This window comes from Microlunatus spumicola (assembly GCF_039536445.1).
GTDB lineage: Bacteria > Actinomycetota > Actinomycetes > Propionibacteriales > Propionibacteriaceae > Microlunatus > Microlunatus spumicola.
In genome coordinates this window covers 1,868,544-1,887,554 of record NZ_BAAAYR010000001.1, presented here as the reverse complement: position 1 = coordinate 1,887,554, position 19,011 = coordinate 1,868,544, and the positions used below count along the sequence as shown (strand labels likewise).

General features: G+C 72.7%; 17 protein-coding genes. 8 read left to right on the top strand and 9 right to left on the bottom strand.

The annotated features are described in order from the left end of the window. Positions 1-19 precede the first annotated feature (19 nt). The 3 genes from ABD665_RS08660 to ABD665_RS08650 are packed head-to-tail and all read left to right on the top strand — an operon-like array spanning position 20 to position 2,243. Complete coding sequence (locus ABD665_RS08660; RefSeq protein WP_344741835.1) at positions 20-718, top strand: urease accessory protein UreF; 699 nt, start codon at positions 20-22, stop codon at positions 716-718. After that, positions 711-1,490, top strand: coding sequence for an urease accessory protein UreG (ureG, locus tag ABD665_RS08655; protein WP_344741833.1), 780 nt, complete (start codon positions 711-713; stop codon positions 1,488-1,490). The genes ABD665_RS08660 and ureG overlap by 8 nt, the downstream gene beginning before the upstream one ends. Before the next feature lie 3 nt (positions 1,491-1,493). After that, on the top strand, positions 1,494-2,243 hold the full coding sequence (locus tag ABD665_RS08650; protein WP_204911345.1) for an urease accessory protein UreD: 750 nt from the start codon (positions 1,494-1,496) through the stop codon (positions 2,241-2,243). Between the two features lie 396 nt (positions 2,244-2,639). Here the strand turns inward: ABD665_RS08650 and ABD665_RS08645 are convergent, their stop codons facing one another. Next, a complete protein-coding gene (locus tag ABD665_RS08645) occupies positions 2,640-4,898 on the bottom strand; it encodes an alpha-galactosidase (protein ID WP_204911346.1) in 2,259 nt (752 codons plus the stop codon). Positions 4,899-4,913: 15 nt separating this feature from the next. Beyond that, positions 4,914-6,014 carry a substrate-binding domain-containing protein gene (locus tag ABD665_RS08640; protein WP_204911347.1) on the bottom strand — a complete coding sequence of 367 codons (1,101 nt, stop codon included), beginning with the start codon at positions 6,012-6,014 and terminating at the stop codon, positions 4,914-4,916. 417 nt (positions 6,015-6,431) lie between these two features. On the opposite strand from ABD665_RS08640, the gene ABD665_RS08635 reads away from it, so the two are divergent. The 3 genes from ABD665_RS08635 to ABD665_RS08625 all read left to right on the top strand — a co-directional run bounded on the left by ABD665_RS08635 (position 6,432) and on the right by ABD665_RS08625 (position 9,795). Continuing rightward, the gene (locus ABD665_RS08635) at positions 6,432-7,379 is read left to right on the top strand and encodes a carbohydrate ABC transporter permease (RefSeq protein ID WP_344741828.1); all 948 of its coding nucleotides are present in this window, start codon (positions 6,432-6,434) and stop codon (positions 7,377-7,379) included. Positions 7,380-7,390: 11 nt separating this feature from the next. Further along, positions 7,391-8,332: an ABC transporter permease subunit gene (locus ABD665_RS08630; RefSeq protein WP_204911348.1), complete on the top strand. Its 942-nt coding sequence runs from the start codon at positions 7,391-7,393 to the stop codon at positions 8,330-8,332. A gap of 68 nt (positions 8,333-8,400) precedes the next feature. Next, on the top strand, positions 8,401-9,795 hold the full coding sequence (locus ABD665_RS08625; protein ID WP_204911349.1) for an extracellular solute-binding protein: 1,395 nt from the start codon (positions 8,401-8,403) through the stop codon (positions 9,793-9,795). 134 nt (positions 9,796-9,929) lie between these two features. Here the strand turns inward: ABD665_RS08625 and ABD665_RS08620 are convergent, their stop codons facing one another. The 7 genes from ABD665_RS08620 to ctaE all read right to left on the bottom strand — a co-directional run bounded on the left by ABD665_RS08620 (position 9,930) and on the right by ctaE (position 17,315). Continuing rightward, the gene (locus ABD665_RS08620; RefSeq protein WP_204911350.1) at positions 9,930-10,616 is read right to left on the bottom strand and encodes a sensor domain-containing protein; all 687 of its coding nucleotides are present in this window, start codon (positions 10,614-10,616) and stop codon (positions 9,930-9,932) included. Beyond that, complete coding sequence (locus tag ABD665_RS08615; RefSeq protein ID WP_204911351.1) at positions 10,616-11,626, bottom strand: substrate-binding domain-containing protein; 1,011 nt, start codon at positions 11,624-11,626, stop codon at positions 10,616-10,618. The genes ABD665_RS08620 and ABD665_RS08615 overlap by 1 nt, the downstream gene beginning before the upstream one ends. A gap of 79 nt (positions 11,627-11,705) precedes the next feature. Beyond that, the gene (locus tag ABD665_RS08610; protein ID WP_204911352.1) at positions 11,706-12,554 is read right to left on the bottom strand and encodes a hypothetical protein; all 849 of its coding nucleotides are present in this window, start codon (positions 12,552-12,554) and stop codon (positions 11,706-11,708) included. A gap of 217 nt (positions 12,555-12,771) precedes the next feature. Next, entirely contained in the window at positions 12,772-14,568 is a 1,797-nt protein-coding gene (gene qcrB / locus ABD665_RS08605; RefSeq protein ID WP_204911353.1) for a cytochrome bc1 complex cytochrome b subunit, read from the bottom strand. Continuing rightward, positions 14,568-15,665 carry a cytochrome bc1 complex Rieske iron-sulfur subunit gene (qcrA, locus tag ABD665_RS08600; protein WP_204911354.1) on the bottom strand — a complete coding sequence of 366 codons (1,098 nt, stop codon included), beginning with the start codon at positions 15,663-15,665 and terminating at the stop codon, positions 14,568-14,570. Before qcrA ends, qcrB begins: the two co-directional genes overlap by 1 nt. Next, on the bottom strand, positions 15,662-16,480 hold the full coding sequence (qcrC, locus tag ABD665_RS08595; RefSeq protein WP_204911355.1) for a cytochrome bc1 complex diheme cytochrome c subunit: 819 nt from the start codon (positions 16,478-16,480) through the stop codon (positions 15,662-15,664). Before qcrC ends, qcrA begins: the two co-directional genes overlap by 4 nt. Positions 16,481-16,610: 130 nt before the next feature. Then, on the bottom strand, positions 16,611-17,315 hold the full coding sequence (gene ctaE, locus ABD665_RS08590) for an aa3-type cytochrome oxidase subunit III (protein ID WP_486348144.1): 705 nt from the start codon (positions 17,313-17,315) through the stop codon (positions 16,611-16,613). 157 nt (positions 17,316-17,472) lie between these two features. Here ctaE and ABD665_RS08585 point away from each other — a divergent pair, with 157 nt between their 5' ends. Both ABD665_RS08585 and trpD read left to right on the top strand, forming a co-directional pair. Next, complete coding sequence (locus ABD665_RS08585; protein WP_204911356.1) at positions 17,473-17,901, top strand: response regulator transcription factor; 429 nt, start codon at positions 17,473-17,475, stop codon at positions 17,899-17,901. Beyond that, complete coding sequence (gene trpD, locus ABD665_RS08580) at positions 17,898-18,974, top strand: anthranilate phosphoribosyltransferase (RefSeq protein WP_204911357.1); 1,077 nt, start codon at positions 17,898-17,900, stop codon at positions 18,972-18,974. Before ABD665_RS08585 ends, trpD begins: the two co-directional genes overlap by 4 nt. Positions 18,975-19,011: the final 37 nt, after the last annotated feature.

Genomic DNA, 19,011 nt, shown 5'->3' with positions numbered 1-19,011 from the left:
GCGCCGGAGCCGTGACCCCGTGACCGCCGCCTCGTCCGCCCCCTACCTCTCCCTGCTGCTCGCCGACGGCCGGCTGCCCACCGGTGCGCACACGCAGTCGGCGGGCGTCGAGCCGGCGCTGCGGCACGGCATGCGCGTCGACCAGGTGCCGGCCTACCTGCGGGTGCGGCTCGCCACGGTCACCGAGGTCGAGGCCGTGACGGCCGTGGTGGCCGGCCGTGTGTGGGCCCGGGACGCCTTCCGCGAGGTCCCGACGTCGGACGTGGTGGCCGCCCTGCGCGAGGTCGACGCCGCCTGGCGCGTCCGGACGCTGTCCGACGCGCTGCGCGAGGCGTCGGACCTGCTCGGTCGCAGCTACCTCCGCACCGCGGCGGCGGTGTGGGACCTGGCGCCCTTCGCCACCGCACCGGGCCCGTGGTGCCGCGCCGTGGTGACCGGGGTCGTGGCGGCGCAGGCGGGCCTCGACGCCGAGCAGACCGCCCGGCTCGTCGCGTACGAGGACGTCCAGACCGTCGTGGCGGCCGCGCTCAAGCTCGAGCCGTTCGACCCGAGCGTCGGGGTCCGCTGGGCCGCCGACGCGGCCGTCGCGGTCGAGGCCCTCGTGGCCCGGGTCCTGGACGCCCGGGGCACCGACGACATCCCGGCCCACAGCGCCCCCCTCGTCGAGGAGTGGGGCCAGCACCACCGAACCAGCGAGAGGCGGTTGTTCCGTGCCTGACCCTTCGACCAGCTCCGGGAGCGACATGAGCGGCACCATCCCCACCCGGGCCCTGCGGATCGGCGTCGCCGGCCCGGTCGGCACCGGCAAGAGCTCGCTCATCGCGCTGCTCTGCCGCGAGCTCGGGACCGAGCTCAGCCTGGCGGTCGTGACGAACGACATCTACACCGACGAGGACGCCCGCTTCCTGCGGTCGGCCGGCGTGCTCGACCCGGAGCGGATCCGGGCCGTGGAGACGGGCGCCTGCCCGCACACCGCGATCCGCGACGACGTCACGCAGAACCTGCTCGCCGTCGAGGACCTCGAGCGCGACTTCGCGCCCGTCGACGTCGTGCTGGTCGAGTCCGGCGGCGACAACCTCACCGCCACCTTCTCCCCGGCCCTGGTCGACGCCCAGTTCTTCGTCCTCGACGTGGCCGGCGGCGGCGACGTGGCCCGCAAGGGCGGCCCCGGCATCGCCCGCGCCGACGCGCTGGTGGTCAACAAGACCGACCTCGCGCCGTACGTCGGGGTCGACGTGGACCAGATGGTCGCCGACGCGGAGCACGCCCGCGAGGGTCGCACCGTCCTGCCGCTCAGCCGGCTGGACCCGGCCTCGGTCGCCCGCGTGCGGGCGTGGGTGCTCGAGACGCTCGCCGAGTTCCGTGGGGGACGCCACGTGGCGCAGGACCCGGGGCCGATGGCGCCGCACTTCCACGCCGAGACGGGCGAGACGCACAGCCACACGGAGACCGGCGAGACGCACAGCCACGAGCACGCCCACAGCCACTGACCCGTGGCCACCACCATCGCGGTCGACCTGGTCGGCGGGCGGCACGTCGCCCGGCTCCGGCAGGGTCTGCTGCGCCCCCAGGTGGTCGCGACCGGGGCCGAGCGGTGCCGGATCGGGTTGCTGGCCACGACCGCGCTGCTGCTCGGCGGGGACGTGGTGGAGCTGGAGGTCCGGGTCGGCGCCGGGGCACGGCTCGACCTCTTCGACGTCGCGGGGACCGTGGCGTACCACGGGCGGGGCGAGCCCTCCGCGTGGCACGTGCGGGTCGCGCTCGCCGAGGGGGCCGGGCTGACGTACGCCGGTGAGCCCTTCGTCGTCGCCGACGGGGCCGACGTGACCCGCACCCTCGACGTCGACCTGGCCCCGGGCGCGGCCGCGGCCCTGCGGGACACCGTCGTGCTCGGCCGGAGCGGTCAGCGCGGCGGGCGCCTGCGGTCGGTCACCTCGGTGCGCCGGAACGGCCGGCCGGTCCTGCTCGAGGACCAGCGCCTCGACCCGGACGGCCTGCGGGACGCTCCCGGGATGCTCGGCGCGCAGCGCGTCCTCGACACCGTCACCTGGCTCGGGGCCGCGCAGGCCGAGCCGACCACCGCCACGACGTACGCCCTCCTCGACGGCGCCGGGACCCTCGCGCGTTGGCTCGGCGTCAGCCTCGCCGCCTCACCCCTGCACCGCGTCGACGTCGCCCGCGCCGGGCTCCAGCCCGTTCTCGGCACCGATCATCCGACGGCCGTCGACGCGCACGCCCCCTGAGATCGGCGAAAGGCCTCGCAGGGGTCGGCTCGTGCGGAAGGACGCCGACCACTTCGTGGCCCTTCGACAGGCTCAGGGGGCGTTGTCGCGTGCGCTCGGAAGGCGACGCGAGGATGCTCCCTTCGACAAGCTCAGGGAGCGTTGTCGCGTGCGCTTGAGAGGCAGCGCGACGAACGCCCGACAAGCTCAGGGAGCGTTGTGTGGGCGCTCGGGAGGCGACGCGAGAACGCCCCCTGAGCCTGTCGAAGGGCCTCGCAAAGGTCGGCTCGTGCGAAGAGACGTCAACCACTTCGTGGCCCTTCGACAAGCTCAGGGAGCGTTGTCGCGTGCGCTCGGAAGGCAACGCGGGGACGCTCCTTCGACAGGCTCGGGGGGCGTCCGCGTCAGGCCCCTGGCTCAGTCGATCGCCTCGAGGTGGTAGACCGCCGCCTGCTCGGGGTGGGTGGGGGCCGCGGTGAGGCCGCTTCGGCCCAGGGCCGCGCCGGTGAGGACGACGGGCCCGCGCTCGTCGGTGACCAGCCGGACCGGGCCGTGCTGGTCGGCGGTCGCGTGGTCGTCGGTCCCGGTCGCGCGGACGTGCCACCAGGGCGGCGGGACGACCCCGCCCGGGGCGTGGTCGAGCAGGACGGGGGAGACGGCGTAGCGCCGGTCCGGGTCGAGCCCGGGCAGCGGGACCCGGCCCACCGAAGCCACGTCAGAGCGCGACATGGACGCGAAGGAGAAGATCGCGCTGCGCCGGTCGTGGGCCACGACGCCGCCTGCCAGGAGCGCGTCGTCGGGGAAGTCGATGCGGACGAGGTCGCCCTGCAGGAGCAGCGCACGGTGCTCCTTGTAGAAGGCGACCCAGTCGGCCAGCTCGGCGAGCTCGGCCTCGGTGGCGCTGGTGAGGTCCCACTCGACCCCGAGGTGGCCCCAGATCGCGGTGGCCGCGCGGAACCGCAGGTCGTGGAACCGCCCCGTGGTGTGCGAGGCGCCCGAGGCGATGTGCGAGCCCATCAGCTCCGGCGGGATCAGCTGCGTGGTCCACCGGTGCATCTGCTGGCGCTCGAGCGGGTCGATGCAGTCCGACACCCAGACGCGGTCCGTCCGCTCGAGGACGCCGAGGTCGACGCGCGAGCCGCCGGAGGAGCAGGACTCGATCTCCAGGCCCGGGTGCGCGGCCTTGATCTCGTCGACGAGCCGGTAGAAGGCGAGCGTCTGCTCGTGCACGCCCGGCCGGCCGGCGGGCGAGGTCCCGGCGTCGACGAGGTCGCGGTTGTGGTCCCACTTGATGTAGCCGACGTCGTACTCGGCGAGGATCGCGAAGATCCGGTCGCGGACGTAGGCGTAGCAGTCCGGGATGCCGAGGTTGATCACCTGCTGCCGCCGGGCCTCGACCGGCAGCCGGCCGCCCGTGGCCATGATCCACTCCGGGTGCGCGCGGGCGACGTCGGAGTCCTCGTTGATCATCTCCGGCTCGAACCACAGCCCGAACTGCATGCCGAGGTCCTTCACCGCGTCGACCAGCGGGTGCAGCCCGTCCGGCCAGACGTCGGCCGAGACCGTCCAGTCGCCCAGCCCGGCCGAGTCGTCGCGCCGCGCCCCGAACCACCCGTCGTCGAGCACGTAGCGCTCGACGCCGACCGACGCCGCGAGGCGCGCGAGCTCGAGGAGCTTCGCGTGGTTGCCGTGGTCGAAGTAGACGGCCTCCCAGACGTTGATCGTCACCGGACGGTCCGGGCCCGGGTGGTGCGCGCGGGCGCGCAGGAAGCGGTGGAAGCGGCGCGCGACGTCGTCGAGCCCGACGCCGTACGCGGCGTAGACCCACGGCGTCTCGTAGGAGGCGCCGCCGTCGAGCACGACCTCGCCGGGCAGCAGCAGCTCGCCGCCGCCGATCACCTGCTCCCCGCTCGCCAGCCGCTCCGCGTAGTGCGTGTGGTTGCCGCTCCAGCCGACGTGCACGGCCCAGACCTCGCCGCCGGCGAAGTCGAAGCCGGGCGTGCCGACGTGCAGCAGCGTCGCGGCGTCCGGTCCGGTCCGGCCACGGCGGCCCTCCCGCAGGTGCGTGCCGACGTCGAGCCGGCCGCGCTGCGGGACGCGCTCCTTGCCCCAGCGGCCGGCCAGGTCCAGCACCTCCCGGGCCACCGCCGGCACGGGCAGCGCCAGCACGAGGTCCTGGAGCCCGTACGCGTCCGCCGCGGTGTTCGTCAGGCGGGCGCGCAGCCGCACCAGCCCCTCGGGCGTCAGCTGGACGGTCAGCACGAGGTCCAGGTCGGCGTCGGCGTCCGTCGCCCGGACGGTGAGGGTGCCGGCCCCGGCGGACGTGGTGCCGGGCCCGAGGTCGATCGAAGTGCCGTCGAGCTCCGCGTCCACGACGGTGAACCGCGGCGACCAGGCGACGCCGCCGCGCGACCCGCTCAGCCCGGGGCGACCGGTCCACCCGGTCCAGTGCTCGGGCAGCAGGGCGACCGGGAGCGGGTGGTCGACGGAGCTCGGCGCGGGCACCGGCCCGGCGGCGTCGGCCAGCGCCCGGGCGTCCTCGTCGGTGAGGGCCGGCAGCTCGGCGCCCCAGTGCAGGACGGTCGGCAGCCGGCCGCCGCCGAGGTCCAGCACGAGGCTGACGCCGCCCGCGGTGAGGGCGACGCAGGTCGGGAGGGCAGGGGTGTTCGCGGGCACGGGTGGCACGTCCGATCAGGCGGTGGGTGACGGGGGACTGGGGCAGCCGCACGACCGACGCACGACCAGCTCGGTCGGCAGCTGCTGGTGGGCGGGGGCGTTCACGGGGTCGAGGACCGCCTGCAGCGCCGCGCGGGCCATCGCCTCGACCGGCTGGCGGGCGACGGTCAGGGGCGGCCAGCTGAACGCTGACTGCGAGGTGCCGTCGTAGGCGATGAGCGCGACGTCGTCCGGGCACTCGAGCCCCGCCTCGCGCACGGCGCGGTAGGCCCCCGACGCCTGCTGGTCCGACGACAGGAAGATCGCGTCGGGCCGGTGCCGCCAGGCCAGGATGCGGCGGACGGCGTCGTAGCCGCCCGTGCGGCTGAACGCGGTGCGCACGACCGGGCCCGGTGGGAGCCCGTGGGCCGCGAAGGCCTCGACGAACCCCCGTTCCCGCGGTTCGGGCAGACGTTCGGTGGACTCGCCGATGACGAGCGCGACGCTGGTGTGGCCGTGGGTCCCGAGGAGGTGCTCGACCAGGTCGTACGCCCCCTGCCGCGCGTCCGAGCCCACCGCCGCGTAGCCGGCGAAGGGGGCCGAGACGTTGATCAGGACGGTCGGCCGCCGCGGGGCCGGGAGGGCGGTCAGCGCCTCCGGGGTGAGCACGGTGGAGACCATCAGCCCGTCCGCGTTCCGGCCGGCGAGGTCCGCCACGAGCTCGCGCTCGAGGTCGACGTCGGAGCCCGAGCTCGCCAGCGTGACCAGGAAGCCGTGCTCGGCCGCGGCGCTCTCGACGGCGTGCGCGAGCTCGGCGAAGAACAGGTTGGTGATGTCCGGGACGACCAGGCCGAGCATCTCGCTCGACCCCATGCGCAGCGCGCGGGCCGCCACGTTGGGGGAGTAGTCCAGGGCCTCGACGGCGGCGCGGACCCGGGCCGCGGTCTCCGGGGCGACGCGTCGCGGGCCCTCGTTCACCACGTAGCTGACGACGGCCGTGCTCACCCCGGCGTGCCGCGCCACGTCCGCGCGGGTCGCGGCGCGGGCGGCCGGCGGAGCGGCGCGGGGAGCGGGCTGACGGGCGGCCGGCCGGCTGCCGGAGCCGGACGGCGAGGTGGCTCGAGCGGGCACGGACATGCTCGACCTCCTCAGCGTCGTCGCTCGTGGGAGCGGTCAATCTACTGCGGTAGAACGCCGGGCGGAAGTCCCTGACCAGGGCGAGTCGCGGGCCGGTGGGGGCCGGAGCTGGGCCTCGAGCCGTCGTGGAGCCCGTGTGGCGGCCGATTCTGAGCGATATCGGGGTGGCTTCTGGGAACAGGATGAGAACGGGACGTCGAGGTCTCAGTTCCGACACGACGCCCGAAGGGTCTTGCCTTCCGCGGATCTACTGCTGTAACTTCCAGCGCATCGTAGCGGCGCCTGCTCCGGTCTCCGGGGCTGCGCCGTACGCCGAACCGAGGTTCCGGAGGAGATGACGATGATGTCGTGCACGGGGACGCCGCCGCAGCGGATGCGGTTCCGGCCCGGTCCTGGAGTGCTGTCCGGGGCCCCGGAGTGAGCACGGCGACCACCGACGTCGCCCTCGGGACGGTCGAGGGCGCGACGCCGGAGGCCAGGGGCAGCGACCGTCCGCCCGGCCGGTCGGACCTCGGCATGGCGCTGGTGTTCATCGCGCCGGCCGCCTTCGGCTTCCTGGTCTTCTACCTCTACCCGACGATCCGCGGCATCTACTTCAGCCTGACGCGCTACAACGTGCTCGGCTCGCCGCACTTCATCGGCCTCGGGAACTACACCAAGCTCTTCGGCGACGCGCTCTTCTGGAACGCGATGAAGGTGACGCTGGAGTACGTCTTCCTCAACATCTTCTTCCAGACCATCCTGGCCGTGGCGATCGGCGTGCTCATGCAGCGCCTGACCAAGAGCACGGTCGTCCGGGCGGTCATCCTGCTGCCGTTCCTGATCTCGAACGTCATCGCCGCCCTGGTCTGGTTCCTGATGCTCGACTTCCAGGTGGGCATCGTCAACGAGGTGCTCGCCGACCTCGGGCTCGACCGGATCACCTTCTTCGGCGGCGACTCCACCGCCATCACGACCATCGCGCTGGTCAACGTGTGGCGTCACATGGGCTACACGGCCCTGCTGATCTTCGCCGGCCTGCAGACCATCCCCGACTACGTGTACGAGGCCGCCGCGGTCGACGGCAGCACCGAGTGGCGGTCGTTCTGGCGGATCACGCTCCCGCTGCTGCGCCCGATCCTCGCGCTGGTGCTGGTGATCACCGTGACGGGCTCGTTCCAGGTGTTCGACACCGTCGCGGTGACGACCCGGGGCGGGCCGGGCAACGCCAGCCGGGTGATCCAGTACTACATCATCCAGAAGGGCTTCCAGGAGGGCCAGTTCGGCTACGCGAGCGCGATCTCCCTCGTGCTGTTCGTCATCCTCGCGATCGTCGCCCTCGTCCAGCTACGCCTGCTCCGTGCCGGCGAGTCCGACCTGTCCTGAGAGGGCGAGACATGGCCACCACCACCGCACCGGCGCGGATCGCGCCCGAGCAGACCGCCGAGGGCACCCGGGGACGCAGGCCGGTCAGCCCCGGCCGGGTCCTCGCCTGGGCCTGCATGATCATCATCATCCTGGTGACGCTGTTCCCCTTCTACTGGATCCTGCGCACGTCGCTGTCGACGTCGCGCTCGCTCTTCCTGGAGCCGGGCAACCCCGGCCCGGTGGACTTCACGCTCGGCGCGTACAAGCGGGTGCTGGGGCTGGCGAGCACGGCCGACGCCCAGGCCGAGGGCGGGTCGGGCGCGTCGGTCGACTTCTTCCTCTACCTGCGCAACTCCGTGATCTTCGCGGTCGTCGCGACCGCGGGGCAGGTCTTCTTCAGCGCGCTGGCCGCGTACGCCTTCGCGCGGCTGAAGTGGCCCGGCCGGGACGTCGTGTTCTTCGTGTTCCTGACCGCGCTGATGGTCCCGCCGATCTTCACCGCGCTGCCGAACTTCATCCTGATCAAGAACCTCGGCCTGCTCGGGACGTTCCCGGGGCTCATCGCGCCGTACTTCTTCATGACGCCGTTCGCGATCTTCTTCCTGCGGCAGTTCTTCCTCGGCATCAGCCGCGAGATCGAGGAGGCCGCCAAGCTCGACGGCGCCGGCCACTGGCGGATCTTCTTCGGCATCGTGCTGCCGATGAGCGCCGCCCCCATCACCACGCTGGCGATCCTCACCCTCATCAACATGTGGAACGAGTACCTCTGGCCGCTGCTGGTCGGGACCAACGACCAGTCCCGGGTGCTCACCGTCGCCCTCGGCGTCTTCAAGTCGCAGACGCCCCAGACCGGTCCCGACTGGGCCGGGCTCATGGCCGCGGTGCTCGTGGCCGCGCTGCCGCTCCTGATCGTCTTCCTCGTCTTCGCCAAGCGGGTCGTGAACTCGATCGGCTTCTCCGCGGGCAAGTGACCCGCACCCTGCAGGACCCGTCCCTCGTCGACCGACGGCGGACGTCACACCGAAAGGACATGCCAACGATGGCAGGAACGCGCAAGAAGCTGGGGGCCGCGCTCGTCGGTCTCGCGGCGCTGAGCCTCACCCTCACCGCGTGCGGTGGCGGCAGCTCGGACTCCGGTGGCAGCGGCGGTGGGGACGGCGACGCGATCGACACCAGTACGGCGTCGGGCGAGGTCAGCTACTGGCTGTGGGACGCGAACCAGCTCCCGGCCTACCAGGCCTGCGCGGACGCCTTCCACACGGCGAACCCGAACGTCACGATCAAGATCACCCAGACCGGGTGGGACGACTACTGGAGCAAGCTCACGAACGGCTTCGTCGCCGGCGACGCCCCGGACGTCTTCACCGACCACCTGGCCAAGTTCGGCGAGTTCGCCAACCAGGACCAGCTGGTCGACCTCGACCCGACGCTGGCCAAGGACGGGATCGACCCGAACCAGTACCAGACCGGCCTCGCCGACCTGTGGAAGAGCGAGGACGGCAAGCGCTACGGCCTGCCCAAGGACTTCGACACCGTCGGCCTCTTCTACAACAAGAAGTTCGTCGAGGCCGCGGGCATCAACGAGTCCGACCTGGCCACGCTCTCCTGGAACCCGACCGACGGGGGCACGTACGAGAAGACCATCGCCCACCTGACCCAGGACACCAGCGGGCGCCGCGGTGACGAGCCCGGCTTCGACAAGTCCAAGATCAAGGTCTACGGCCTCGGTCTCGACGGCGGTTCCGGCGGCCCGAACGGCCAGACCCAGTGGAGCATGTACACCGGCTCCAACGGCTGGACGCATACCGACAAGAACCCCTGGGGCACGCACTACAACTACGACCAGCCCCAGTTCCAGCAGACCATCGCCTGGTTCAAGACGCTGATCGACAAGGGCTACATGCCCAGCGTCGCCGCCGTCACCGGTCAGGACCAGTCGTCGATCTTCGGCGCCGGCAAGTACGCGATGACCACCAGCGGCTCGTGGAGCACCAACCAGCTCTTCGGCGCCAAGGGCCTCGACGTCGGGCTCGCCCCGACGCCGACCGGTCCGAGCGGTCAGCGGGCCAGCATGTACAACGGCCTGGCCGACTCCATCTGGATCGGGTCGAAGAACAAGCCGGCCGCGGCCAAGTGGGTCGAGTTCCTCGGCTCGGCCGCCTGCCAGGACATCGTGGGCGAGAAGGCCATCGTCTTCCCGGCCATCCCGTCCGCCACGGACAAGGCCGTCGCCGCCTGGAAGGCCAAGGGCATCGACGTGACGCCCTTCACCGACCAGGTCACGAACAAGACGACGTTCCTGTTCCCGATCACCGACCACGCGTCGGAGATCAACAACATCATGACCCCGGCCATGGACAACGTCCTGTCGGGCAAGGCCGACGTGTCCTCGCTGACCGAGGCGAACACCCAGGTCAACCAGCTCTTCCAGTGAGCTGAGGGCGTCCGCGGACGCCCTGCACCGCCCACGAGGGGCGTCGTCCGGACCACCGGGCGGCGCCCCTCTCGCGTCCCCGCGGCCGGTCCCGCCCGCCGGCTCCCGCTCCCCGCAGGACGCGCACGGGTCCGTCAGCGGTGGGCGAGGTCCTGCAGGCGGGTGACGAGGCTGTCGGCGACCTCTTCGCGCACCTGCGGGGTGCTGACGTCGTCGGCGTAGGTCCAGGTGAGGGTGTTGGCGTAACGGCGGACGTAGAAGTCGAAGCGCCGGTCGCCGCCGACGAGGCTCCACCGCACCACGGGGCCCGCGGCGGTGGTCGGTCGCAGGCGGTCCTCGACCGTGTAGGTCGTGGGCGGGCCGTCGTACGGCGGGAAGGTGATGGCGACCCGGCGGCAGCGGAGCAGCGCGAGCCGCTTGCGGTCGAGCTCCGCGCGGGCGGTGGCGGCGTCGTCGAAGCGGACGACGAGCAGCGTGACGGGCTGCAGCGGCCGCCCGGACGCCCCGGTCCAGCTGCGGCCGTCCACCGGGCTCGTCGTGGTCAGCACGCTGAGGGGTGCGCAGGCGGCCGGGTCGGTCCGGGGGTTCTGGTCCGGGCCGAAGGTCGCGGGGTCCGCCGGCGAGGCGAGGCCGGGGCGCTCCACCGGACGGAACGTCTCCAGCGCCGCGTCGAGCCGTAGCTCGGTCACGTACGCGCGGTGGTCGAGGGCGGACCGGACCGCGTACGCCGCCCCGACCTCCGCGCCGACGACCACCAGCGAGCCGGCGACGAGGGCGGCGACGACCGGCGCCGCGGGGGAGCGCGCCGGCCGGCGGGGCATCAGGCGACCGGGCAGCCGCAGGAGCGACGGACGACGAGCGTCCCCGGGAACTGGTGGAAGGGGGTCGGGCGGGCCGGGTCCAGCGCCAGGGAGACGGCCGCGCGGGCCATCTCGGCGATCGGCTGGGCCACCACGGTGAGGGGCGGCCAGGAGTACTCGGCCTCCTTGGTCCCGTCGAAGCTGATCACGGCGAGGTCGCCGGGGAGCGCGAGCCCGCGCTCGTGCCCGGCGCGCAGCAGCCCGACGGCGAGCAGGTCGCTGCAGGCGAACACGGCGGTCGGCGGGTCCGGGTCGTCCAGGAGGAGCCGGCCGGCCTCGTACCCGCCGTCGCGCGTCCAGGACACGCGGGCGAGCGGACCCTCCGGCAGGCCCTCGTCGTGCAGCGCCCGGCGCCACCCGGTCTCCCGGTTGTCCTCGCGCTCCGGGTTCGTCTCGCCGAGCACGAGGCCGATCCTCCGGTGGCCGTGCACCCGGACGAGGTGCTCGACGGCCAGGCGGGCCCCCGACGCCCCGTCCAGCCCGACGCCGGCGAAGCCCGGGGTCGGCGCGGAGGCGTCCAGCAGCACGACCGGCGGGAGCCGGAACGAGCGCAGCATCGTCTCCTCGGGGCGGTGCGAGACGCTGGCCGCGATGATCCCGTCGACCTGGCGACCGAGCAGGTCGTCGACGAGCCGCGTCTCGTTGGCGAGGTCGTGCCGGGCCGTCGCGATCATCAGGGCGCGGCCGCGGTCGAAGGCCTCGGCGCCGATGGCGGAGGCGTACTCGGTGTAGAAGGGGTTGTCCGCGTCGGCCAGCACCAGGCCGATGATGTCGGTCCGCCCCTTGCGGAGGGCCTTCGCGCTCGGGTTCGGGCGGTAGTCGAGGAGCTCGATGGCGTCCCGCACCCGGGCGGCGGTCTTGGGCGCGACGGGCTTGGGGCCGTTGTTCACGACGTAGCTGACGACCGCGGTGCTGACGCCGGCCTGACGGGCCACGTCGTCACGCGTGACGGCGCGCCGACCGGCAGCCACCGTGCGTCCCCCTCGGGTCCAGCTCGTCACCCCGCGGACCGACAGGCCCGTCAGATGATCTTAACGGAGCCGCGCCTGGTCACGGGGTGGACGACGACCCGGACGGGGTCGGGGCGGCGCTGGGCGTCGACGCGGACGGCGTGGCGCTCGGCGTCGGGGCCGCGCTCGGCGTCGCGCTGGGCGCGGCCGTCGGCTCGCTCGACGGCGTGGGCGTCGGCGTCGCGCTCGGCTCCGCGCTGCGCGTCGGGGTCGGGGTGGCGGTGGGCGTCGGCGTGGTGCGCGCCGTCGGGGTGGGGGACGGGCGGGTGCCGGGGTCGGCGACCTGGCCGACCGTCGTCCCCGTGCCGCCCGACAGGGCCCGACCGGTGGCCAGCTCGATGCCGGTCAGCACCAGGGCCGCGATGACGAACATCAGCAGGGCGCCGACGAGCGCCGGCTTCCAGGCGAACCTGCGCGGGGCGTCCGCCGTGGCGGTCGGCGGGACGTCCTCCGCGGCGGTGACGGGGAGCACCCAGTCGGACCCGGCGTCGGGGTCGTCGTCGCTCACCGGACCGAGGTCCGTACGGGTGCCCGTGCCCAGGTCGGGCCGTGCGTCGGCCGAGGCGGCGGTCGGGCCGGCGTCGCCGGGGGCGCCCGCGGCGGAGGACGTGGGGCGGACCCGGACCAGCACCGCGCTGACGCCCTTGCTCGTCCGTCGCAGGGAGGCGGAGTAGAGGGCGCTCGCGACGGCCGCGACGATGCTCGCGAACGCCGCTCCCAGCACCGTGCCGGCGACGCTGAGGCGGGAGCCGAGGGCAGCCGCGGTCATCGCGGCCAGGGCACCGGCGACCACCTGGGTGATCGACAGAGGGCTCTTCGGCTTCTCCTGCTGGGCGGGCCCCTCGTCGGGGGAGGGCGGGCGCGTGCGGCCGTGCTGGTCGGTGCTCATGTCTCCGTGGTCTCGTCCGGGCGTGGCGGACACCTGCGTGTCCTCGTCCGTGTCGGCCAACGACCCGCTCCGCCGGTTCGTTACCCAGGGTGACGGAACCCACAGGCACCGCCCGGTGCGCGGGTGGAGCTCCGGCGGCGGCCGGCCGGGGAACGACGAAGCCCCGCCTCCCGGTAGGGGAGGCGGGGCTTCGTCGTGGTGCCGGTGGTGCTCGGTGCTACTGGCTGGGAACCGCTCCGGAAGTCTTCTCGCCGGCCTCGATGGAGTGGTGGCCGTTCCCGTTCCCGTTGTGGCCGTTGCCGTTGCCGTTCTGACCGTTCCCGTTGTGACCGGACTCGATCTCGTGGCCGTCGTGCCCGTCGCCGTGGTGCTGAGCCGCCTCGAGCTCGGCCCGCGTCGGCTTGCGCAGCGTGTCGATGAAGTAGAACCGGCTCGCCCGACGGCGGAGGTTCTCGCGCTGCAGCTGACCGTCGGTCAGGTCGGGGTCGGACTCCGCCGGCATCAGCGCCGCGTACTGGCGGTGCTGGGTCAGCGTCCAGGCCTCGCCCTGGCTGATCGGGGCGTGCCGCTCGGAGTAGGAACCCGACGGGTCGCGCTCGATGATGCCCGTCTCGGCCCCGTGCAGCAGACGCTCCTCGTCGGAACGCTGGAGCCCGATGCAGATGCGCTTGGTGATCATGAACGCCAGGACCGGGGCCACGAAGACCGCCACCCGCAGGATGTAGGTCACCGCGTTGAGCGACACGTGGAACTGGGTCGCGACGAGGTCGTTGCCACCGCCGATCCAGAGCATGCCGTACGCCGTCATCGCCGCGACGCCGAGGCCGGTGCGGGTCGGGTTGTTGCGGGGACGCTCGAGGATGTGGTGCTCGGCCTTGTCCTTGGTGACCCACGCCTCGAGGAAGGGGTAGGCCGCCATCAGGCCGAAGAACAGACCCATGACGCCGAGACCCGGGATCGCGACGTTCCACGACCAGGTCGTGCCGCCGATGTGGGACTCCCAGTTCGGCATGATCCGGATGGCGCCCTCGACGAAGCCCATGTACCAGTCGGGCTGCGAGCCCGCCGTGACCTCGGCCGGGTTGTAGGGCCCGTACGTCCAGATCGGGTTGATCTGCATCAGCCCGCCCATGAGGACCAGCACGCCGAAGACGATGAAGAAGAACCCACCGGCCTTCGCCATGTAGACCGGGAAGATCGGGTAGCCGACGACGTTGGTCTCGTTCCGGCCCGGGCCGGGGAACTGCGTGTGCTTGAGGTAGACGACCAGCGCCAGGTGGGCCGCGATCAGGCCCAGGATGATCGCCGGCAGCAGCAGGATGTGGACCATGTAGAGGCGGGCCACGATGATGTCGCCGGGGAACTCGCCGCCGAAGACGAAGAACTCGGCCCAGGTCCCGATGAGCGGGATGGCCCGGATGAGGCCGTCGACGAAGCGGAGACCCGTGCCGGACAGCAGGTCGTCGGGCAGCGAGTAGCCCGCGAAGCCCTCGATGAGGCCGGTCAGGATGAGGCCGACGCCCAGCAGGTAGTTGAGCTCGCGCGGCTTGCGGAACGCGCCCGTGAAGAACACGCGGAGCATGTGCGCCAGCATCGCGGCGAGGAAGAGCATCGCCGACCAGTGGTGGATCTGCCGGACCAGGAGGCCGCCGCGGATGTCGAAGGACAGCTGCAGCGAGGACTCGTAGCTCTGCGACATGGTGAGCCCGCGGAGCAGCTGGTAGGTGCCGTCGTACTCGACCTCGGCCATCGACGGCTTGTACCAGATGGTCAGGAAGACCCCGGTCAGCAGCAGGACGACGAACGAGTAGAGCGCGACCTCACCCAGCAGGAACGACCAGTGGTCGGGGAACACCTTGCGGATGAAGGGACGGCTCAGCTTGGCCACGCCGAGGCGTTGGTCGAGGTAGTCCGCCGGGCCGGCGGCCAGCTTGAAGACCGGCCCCAGCTCCTGCTTGGGGGTTGCCGCCTGGACGGCCGGAGCGTCGGAAACTGTGGCTGCTGGACGAGCCATCAGTTGTCCCCTTCCTTGAAGTCGTTGCGCGAGTCCCGCTCGAAGAAGCTCGGGCCGACCGGGACGGTGAAACCACTGCGTGCGACGAGGTAGCCCTCGGCGTCCACGGTGATGGGCAGCTGCGGCAGCGCACGCGCGGCCGGGCCGAAGATGACCAGCCCCGAGTTGCCGAGGTCGAAGGTCGACTGGTGGCACGGGCAGAGCAGGTGGTGCGTCTGCTGCTCCCACAGGCTGATGGGGCAGCCGACGTGGGTGCAGATCTTGGAGTAGCAGAGGATCCCGCCGACCTGCCAGTCCTGGCGCGAGGCCGGGATCTGGATGGTGCGGGGGTCCATGCGGACCACGATGATCGAGGACTTCGCCTTGGCCTGCTGGAACTCCGTGCCCTCGAGCTCCTTGAGGTTCTCGGGCTGGCCGTTGACCAGCTGCCCGATCTCCAGGTCGGAGGCCTTGATCGGCACGTAGGTGACGTCGTTGACGAGCCGGACGCCCTCGTGCCAGATCGTCGTCTCGATCGTGGCGGCCCGGCGCTTCTTGGTGGGCCAGGGACCGAGGTCGGCGAAGCTGACGATGAGCGGGATGCCCATCGCGGCGAGCGCGCCGACGAGGCTGCGACCCAGCACCTTGCGGCGCGTGATCTTCGACTCCTCGGTGCCCTTCTGCAGCTCCGTGACGACGTACTCGCGGTCGTCCCGGTCGGAGGTGGCGCTGTGCCGGTAGTCGACCATCTCGTGGTCGTCCATCAGCTGGCGTGCCCACTGGACCGCGCCGACGCCGATCAGGAGGAGGGCGAGCCCGGCGGTCGTGCCCAGCAGCAGGTGCTGCAGGTCGACGTGCAGGAAGCCGAAGTCGACGTACGCCGTCTTCGGGACCGCGAAGTACGCGACCGCGAAGCCGATGGCCAGCACCGGCACGAGGGCGAACATCGTCGCCACCTGCCGGGTGGCCCGGTCGGCCGCGGCCTCGTCGACGTCGGTCAGCCGGGGCAGGTGCTCCGGGTGGCCGGGGTCGGCGACCGGGTACTGCGACTCCGGGTGCGCGACGTCGAGGTCGGTGTGGCCGTCGCCGGCCGATGCGCTGCGTTCGAGATCGGTCACTTCGCCTTGACTCCCTTGGACGCGATCCAGACCGCGAAGACGATCAGACCACCGATGCCGATGATCCAGGCCCACAGGCCCTCGCTCACCGGGCCGAGCCCGCCGAGGTCGAGGCCGCCCTGGTTGGGGCGGGAGTGCAGGTCGTTGAGGTAGGCGATGATCGCCTTCTTGTCCTCCGGGCGGAGGACGTCGTCGTTGAAGACCGGCATCTGCTGCGGGCCGGTCACCATGGCCTCGTAGATGTGGATGTTCTCGGTGTCCATCAGCGAGGGGGCGTACTTGCCGCCGGGCAGCGCGCCGCCCGCACCCTCGAAGTTGTGGCAGGCCGAGCAGTTGGTGCGGAAGAGCTCGCCGCCGCGGGCGATGTCCTCCTGGCTGACGCCGGCCGTGTCGTACTGCTCCGGAGCGGGAATCGCCGGGCCCGGGCCGAGGGTCGCGACGTACGCGGCCAGGGCCGCGATCTCGGACTCGCTGAAGCGGACCGGGTGCACGGGCGCCTGCGCCACCTGACCCTGCGACATCGGCATGCGGCCGGTGCCCACCTGGAACTCGACGGAGGCGGCGCCGACGCCGGCCAGGGGCGGGCCCTGGATGGTGCTGGTGACCTGGCCCTCGCCGTTCAGGCCGTGGCAGGAGGAGCACTGGACGGCGAACAGCGCCTTGCCCTGCTCGACCTGCTGGCTCGTCCCGGTGTCGGCCGACGACTGCTGCCCGGGGGCGAACAGCATCGACAGGATCCCCATGACGAACAGCGCGAGCAGCAGGAGCAGAGCCCGTGTCGCCGGGTGCCGCCGTCGTGCCGCCAGGAATGCCACTGTTTCTACCCCTCCGTCGTTCATCCAAGGATTCAGTTGTCTGCCCGACGACGGATGCGACACGTGGTGTGTCGCTTGCGTCACCGTCGGCGCAGGTCGGCCGTCCCCGTGGGGCGGCCGGGGGACGACGTCAGCGCAGCAGGTAGATCACGCCGAAGAGCGCGATCCAGACGATGTCGACGAAGTGCCAGTAGTACGAGACGACGACCGCGGTGACGGCCTGCTCGTGCGTGAAGGTGCGGGCCAGGAACGTGCGGCCCAGGACGAACAGGAAGGCGATCAGCCCGCCGGTCACGTGCAGGCCGTGGAAGCCGGTGGCCAGGAAGAAGACCGAGCCGTACGCGTTCGTCGAGATCGTCAGGTTCTCGTGGAAGAGCGTGGCGTACTCGAAGGTCTGCCCGGCGATGAAGAAGGCGCCGAGGCCGAACGTCAGGTAGTACCACTCGCGCAGGCCCCAGCCGCCGACGTTCAGCCGGGAGCCGGTGCGGCCGACCTGGCCGCGCTCGGCGGCGAAGACGCCCATCTGGCAGGTGAACGAGCTCGACACCAGGACCGCGGTGTTCGCGATGGCGAACGGGATGTTGAGCATCGCGGTCGAGGTGTCCCACAGCGCCGGCACGTTGGCCTGCGCCGCCTGGGCGAAGGTCACGTTGCGGATCGTGAAGTAGGCGGCGAAGAGGGCGGCGAAGAACATCAGCTCCGACGCCAGCCAGATGATGGTGCCCACCGCCACGGCGTCGGGTCTCCCGGCCCTGCCGTAGAGGCGGGACTGAGGGATCGGGTGCAGCGCGCTCTCCGGCTTCGTCATGGAGCCGGTGACGCTGTGCGTGTGCATGGCCACGGAGTCATTATGTCCACAGATGCCGCAAGGGGCACGGTCGGGCGCGGCGCAGCATGGCGTCGGCCGGACGCCCGGGCCGACCACTAGGCTGCTCGCGGTCCGCGCGGTCGGCGGGCCGACCCAGGCAGGCGAGCGCGCAGGAGACGTCGACATGAGCAGCCATCCCGGACCAGACGCGCCCGGCGCCCTGACCGTGCTGCTCTATTCGTCCAACCGGCGCACCCGGGAGGACGTGCGGCTGGCCCTCGGGCGCCGCGTCGCCCGCGACCTCCCGCCTGTCCGGGTGGAGGAGGTCGCCACCCAGCCCGCGGTGCTCACGGCGATGGACCGCGGGGGCATCGACCTCGCGATCCTCGACGGCGAGGCCGTCCCGGGCGGCATGGGCCTGTGCCGCCAGCTGAAGGACGAGGTCCGCCGCTGCCCGCCGCTGCTGGTGCTGACGGGCCGGCCCGACGACGCCTGGCTCGCGACCTGGTCCCGCGCCGACGGCGTGGTGGGCCATCCCGTGGACCCCGTGCGGCTGCCGGCGGTGGTCGCGCAGCTGCTGCGCGACGCGGCCAGCGCCGCCGGACGCGTGTGAGCGGCGCGACCCCCGGACCCGGCGCGGAGCCGACCTGGCCGTCCGTGCTGAGCGGCCTCGTGGCGCGCCGCGACGCGGACCGGGCCACGACGGCCTGGGCGATGCGCCAGATCCTCGGCGGCTCCGCCACCCCCGCGCAGATCGCCGGCTTCGTGATGGCGCTGCGGACCAAGGGCGAGACGGTCGACGAGATCTCCGGCCTGGCCGAGACGATGCTCGACTTCGCGACCCCCCTCGAGATCGGCGGCCACGCGGTCGACGTCGTCGGCTCGGGCGGCGACCGGGCCAACACGGTCAACATCTCGACGATGGCCGCGATCGTCGCCGCCGGCGCCGGGGCGCGCGTGGTCAAGCACGGCAACCGCGCGGCATCCTCGGCCAGCGGGGCCGCGGACGTGCTCGAGGCCCTCGGGGTCGTCCTCGACGTCGTCCCCGAGGACCAGCAGCGCGTCGTCGACGAGGCCGGGATCGCCTTCCTCTTCGCCCCGCTCTACCACCCGGCGCTGCGGCACGCGGGCCTCGTGCGCCGCGAGCTCGGCGTCGCCACCGTCTTCAACTTCCTCGGCCCCCTGGCCAACCCCGCGCAACCCGCCGCCCAGGCGGTGGGCGTGGCCGACGCACGGGTGGCCGAGCTCGTGGCCGGCGTGCTCGCCCGTCGCGGCAACCAGGGCCTCGTCGTCCACGGCGGGGACGGGCTCGACGAGCTCACCACCACCTGCCCCTCGACCGTCTGGGTCCACCGCGACGGCACCGTCGTGCGGACGACCTTCGACCCGCTGGACGTGGGCATCGCCCGGGCCGAGCCCGACGACCTCGTGGGCGGGGACCCGCAGCACAACGCCGACGTCGTCCGTGCCGTCCTGGCGGGGGAGACCGGGCCGGTGCGCGACGTCGTCCTGCTGAACGCCGCCGCCGCGCTGGTCGCCCACGAGGGCCCCGACGCGGCCGGGCTCACCGCGCAGCTCGCCGCCCAGCTGGAGGTGGCCCGCGAGGCCGTCGACAGCGGTGCTTCCGCCCGGACCCTTGACGCCTGGGTGGCGGCGACCCGCGCGGTCCGCCGTACCGGGGGCTGACCCACCCCCGGCAGCCCGTGCCGCTCCGCCCTGGCAC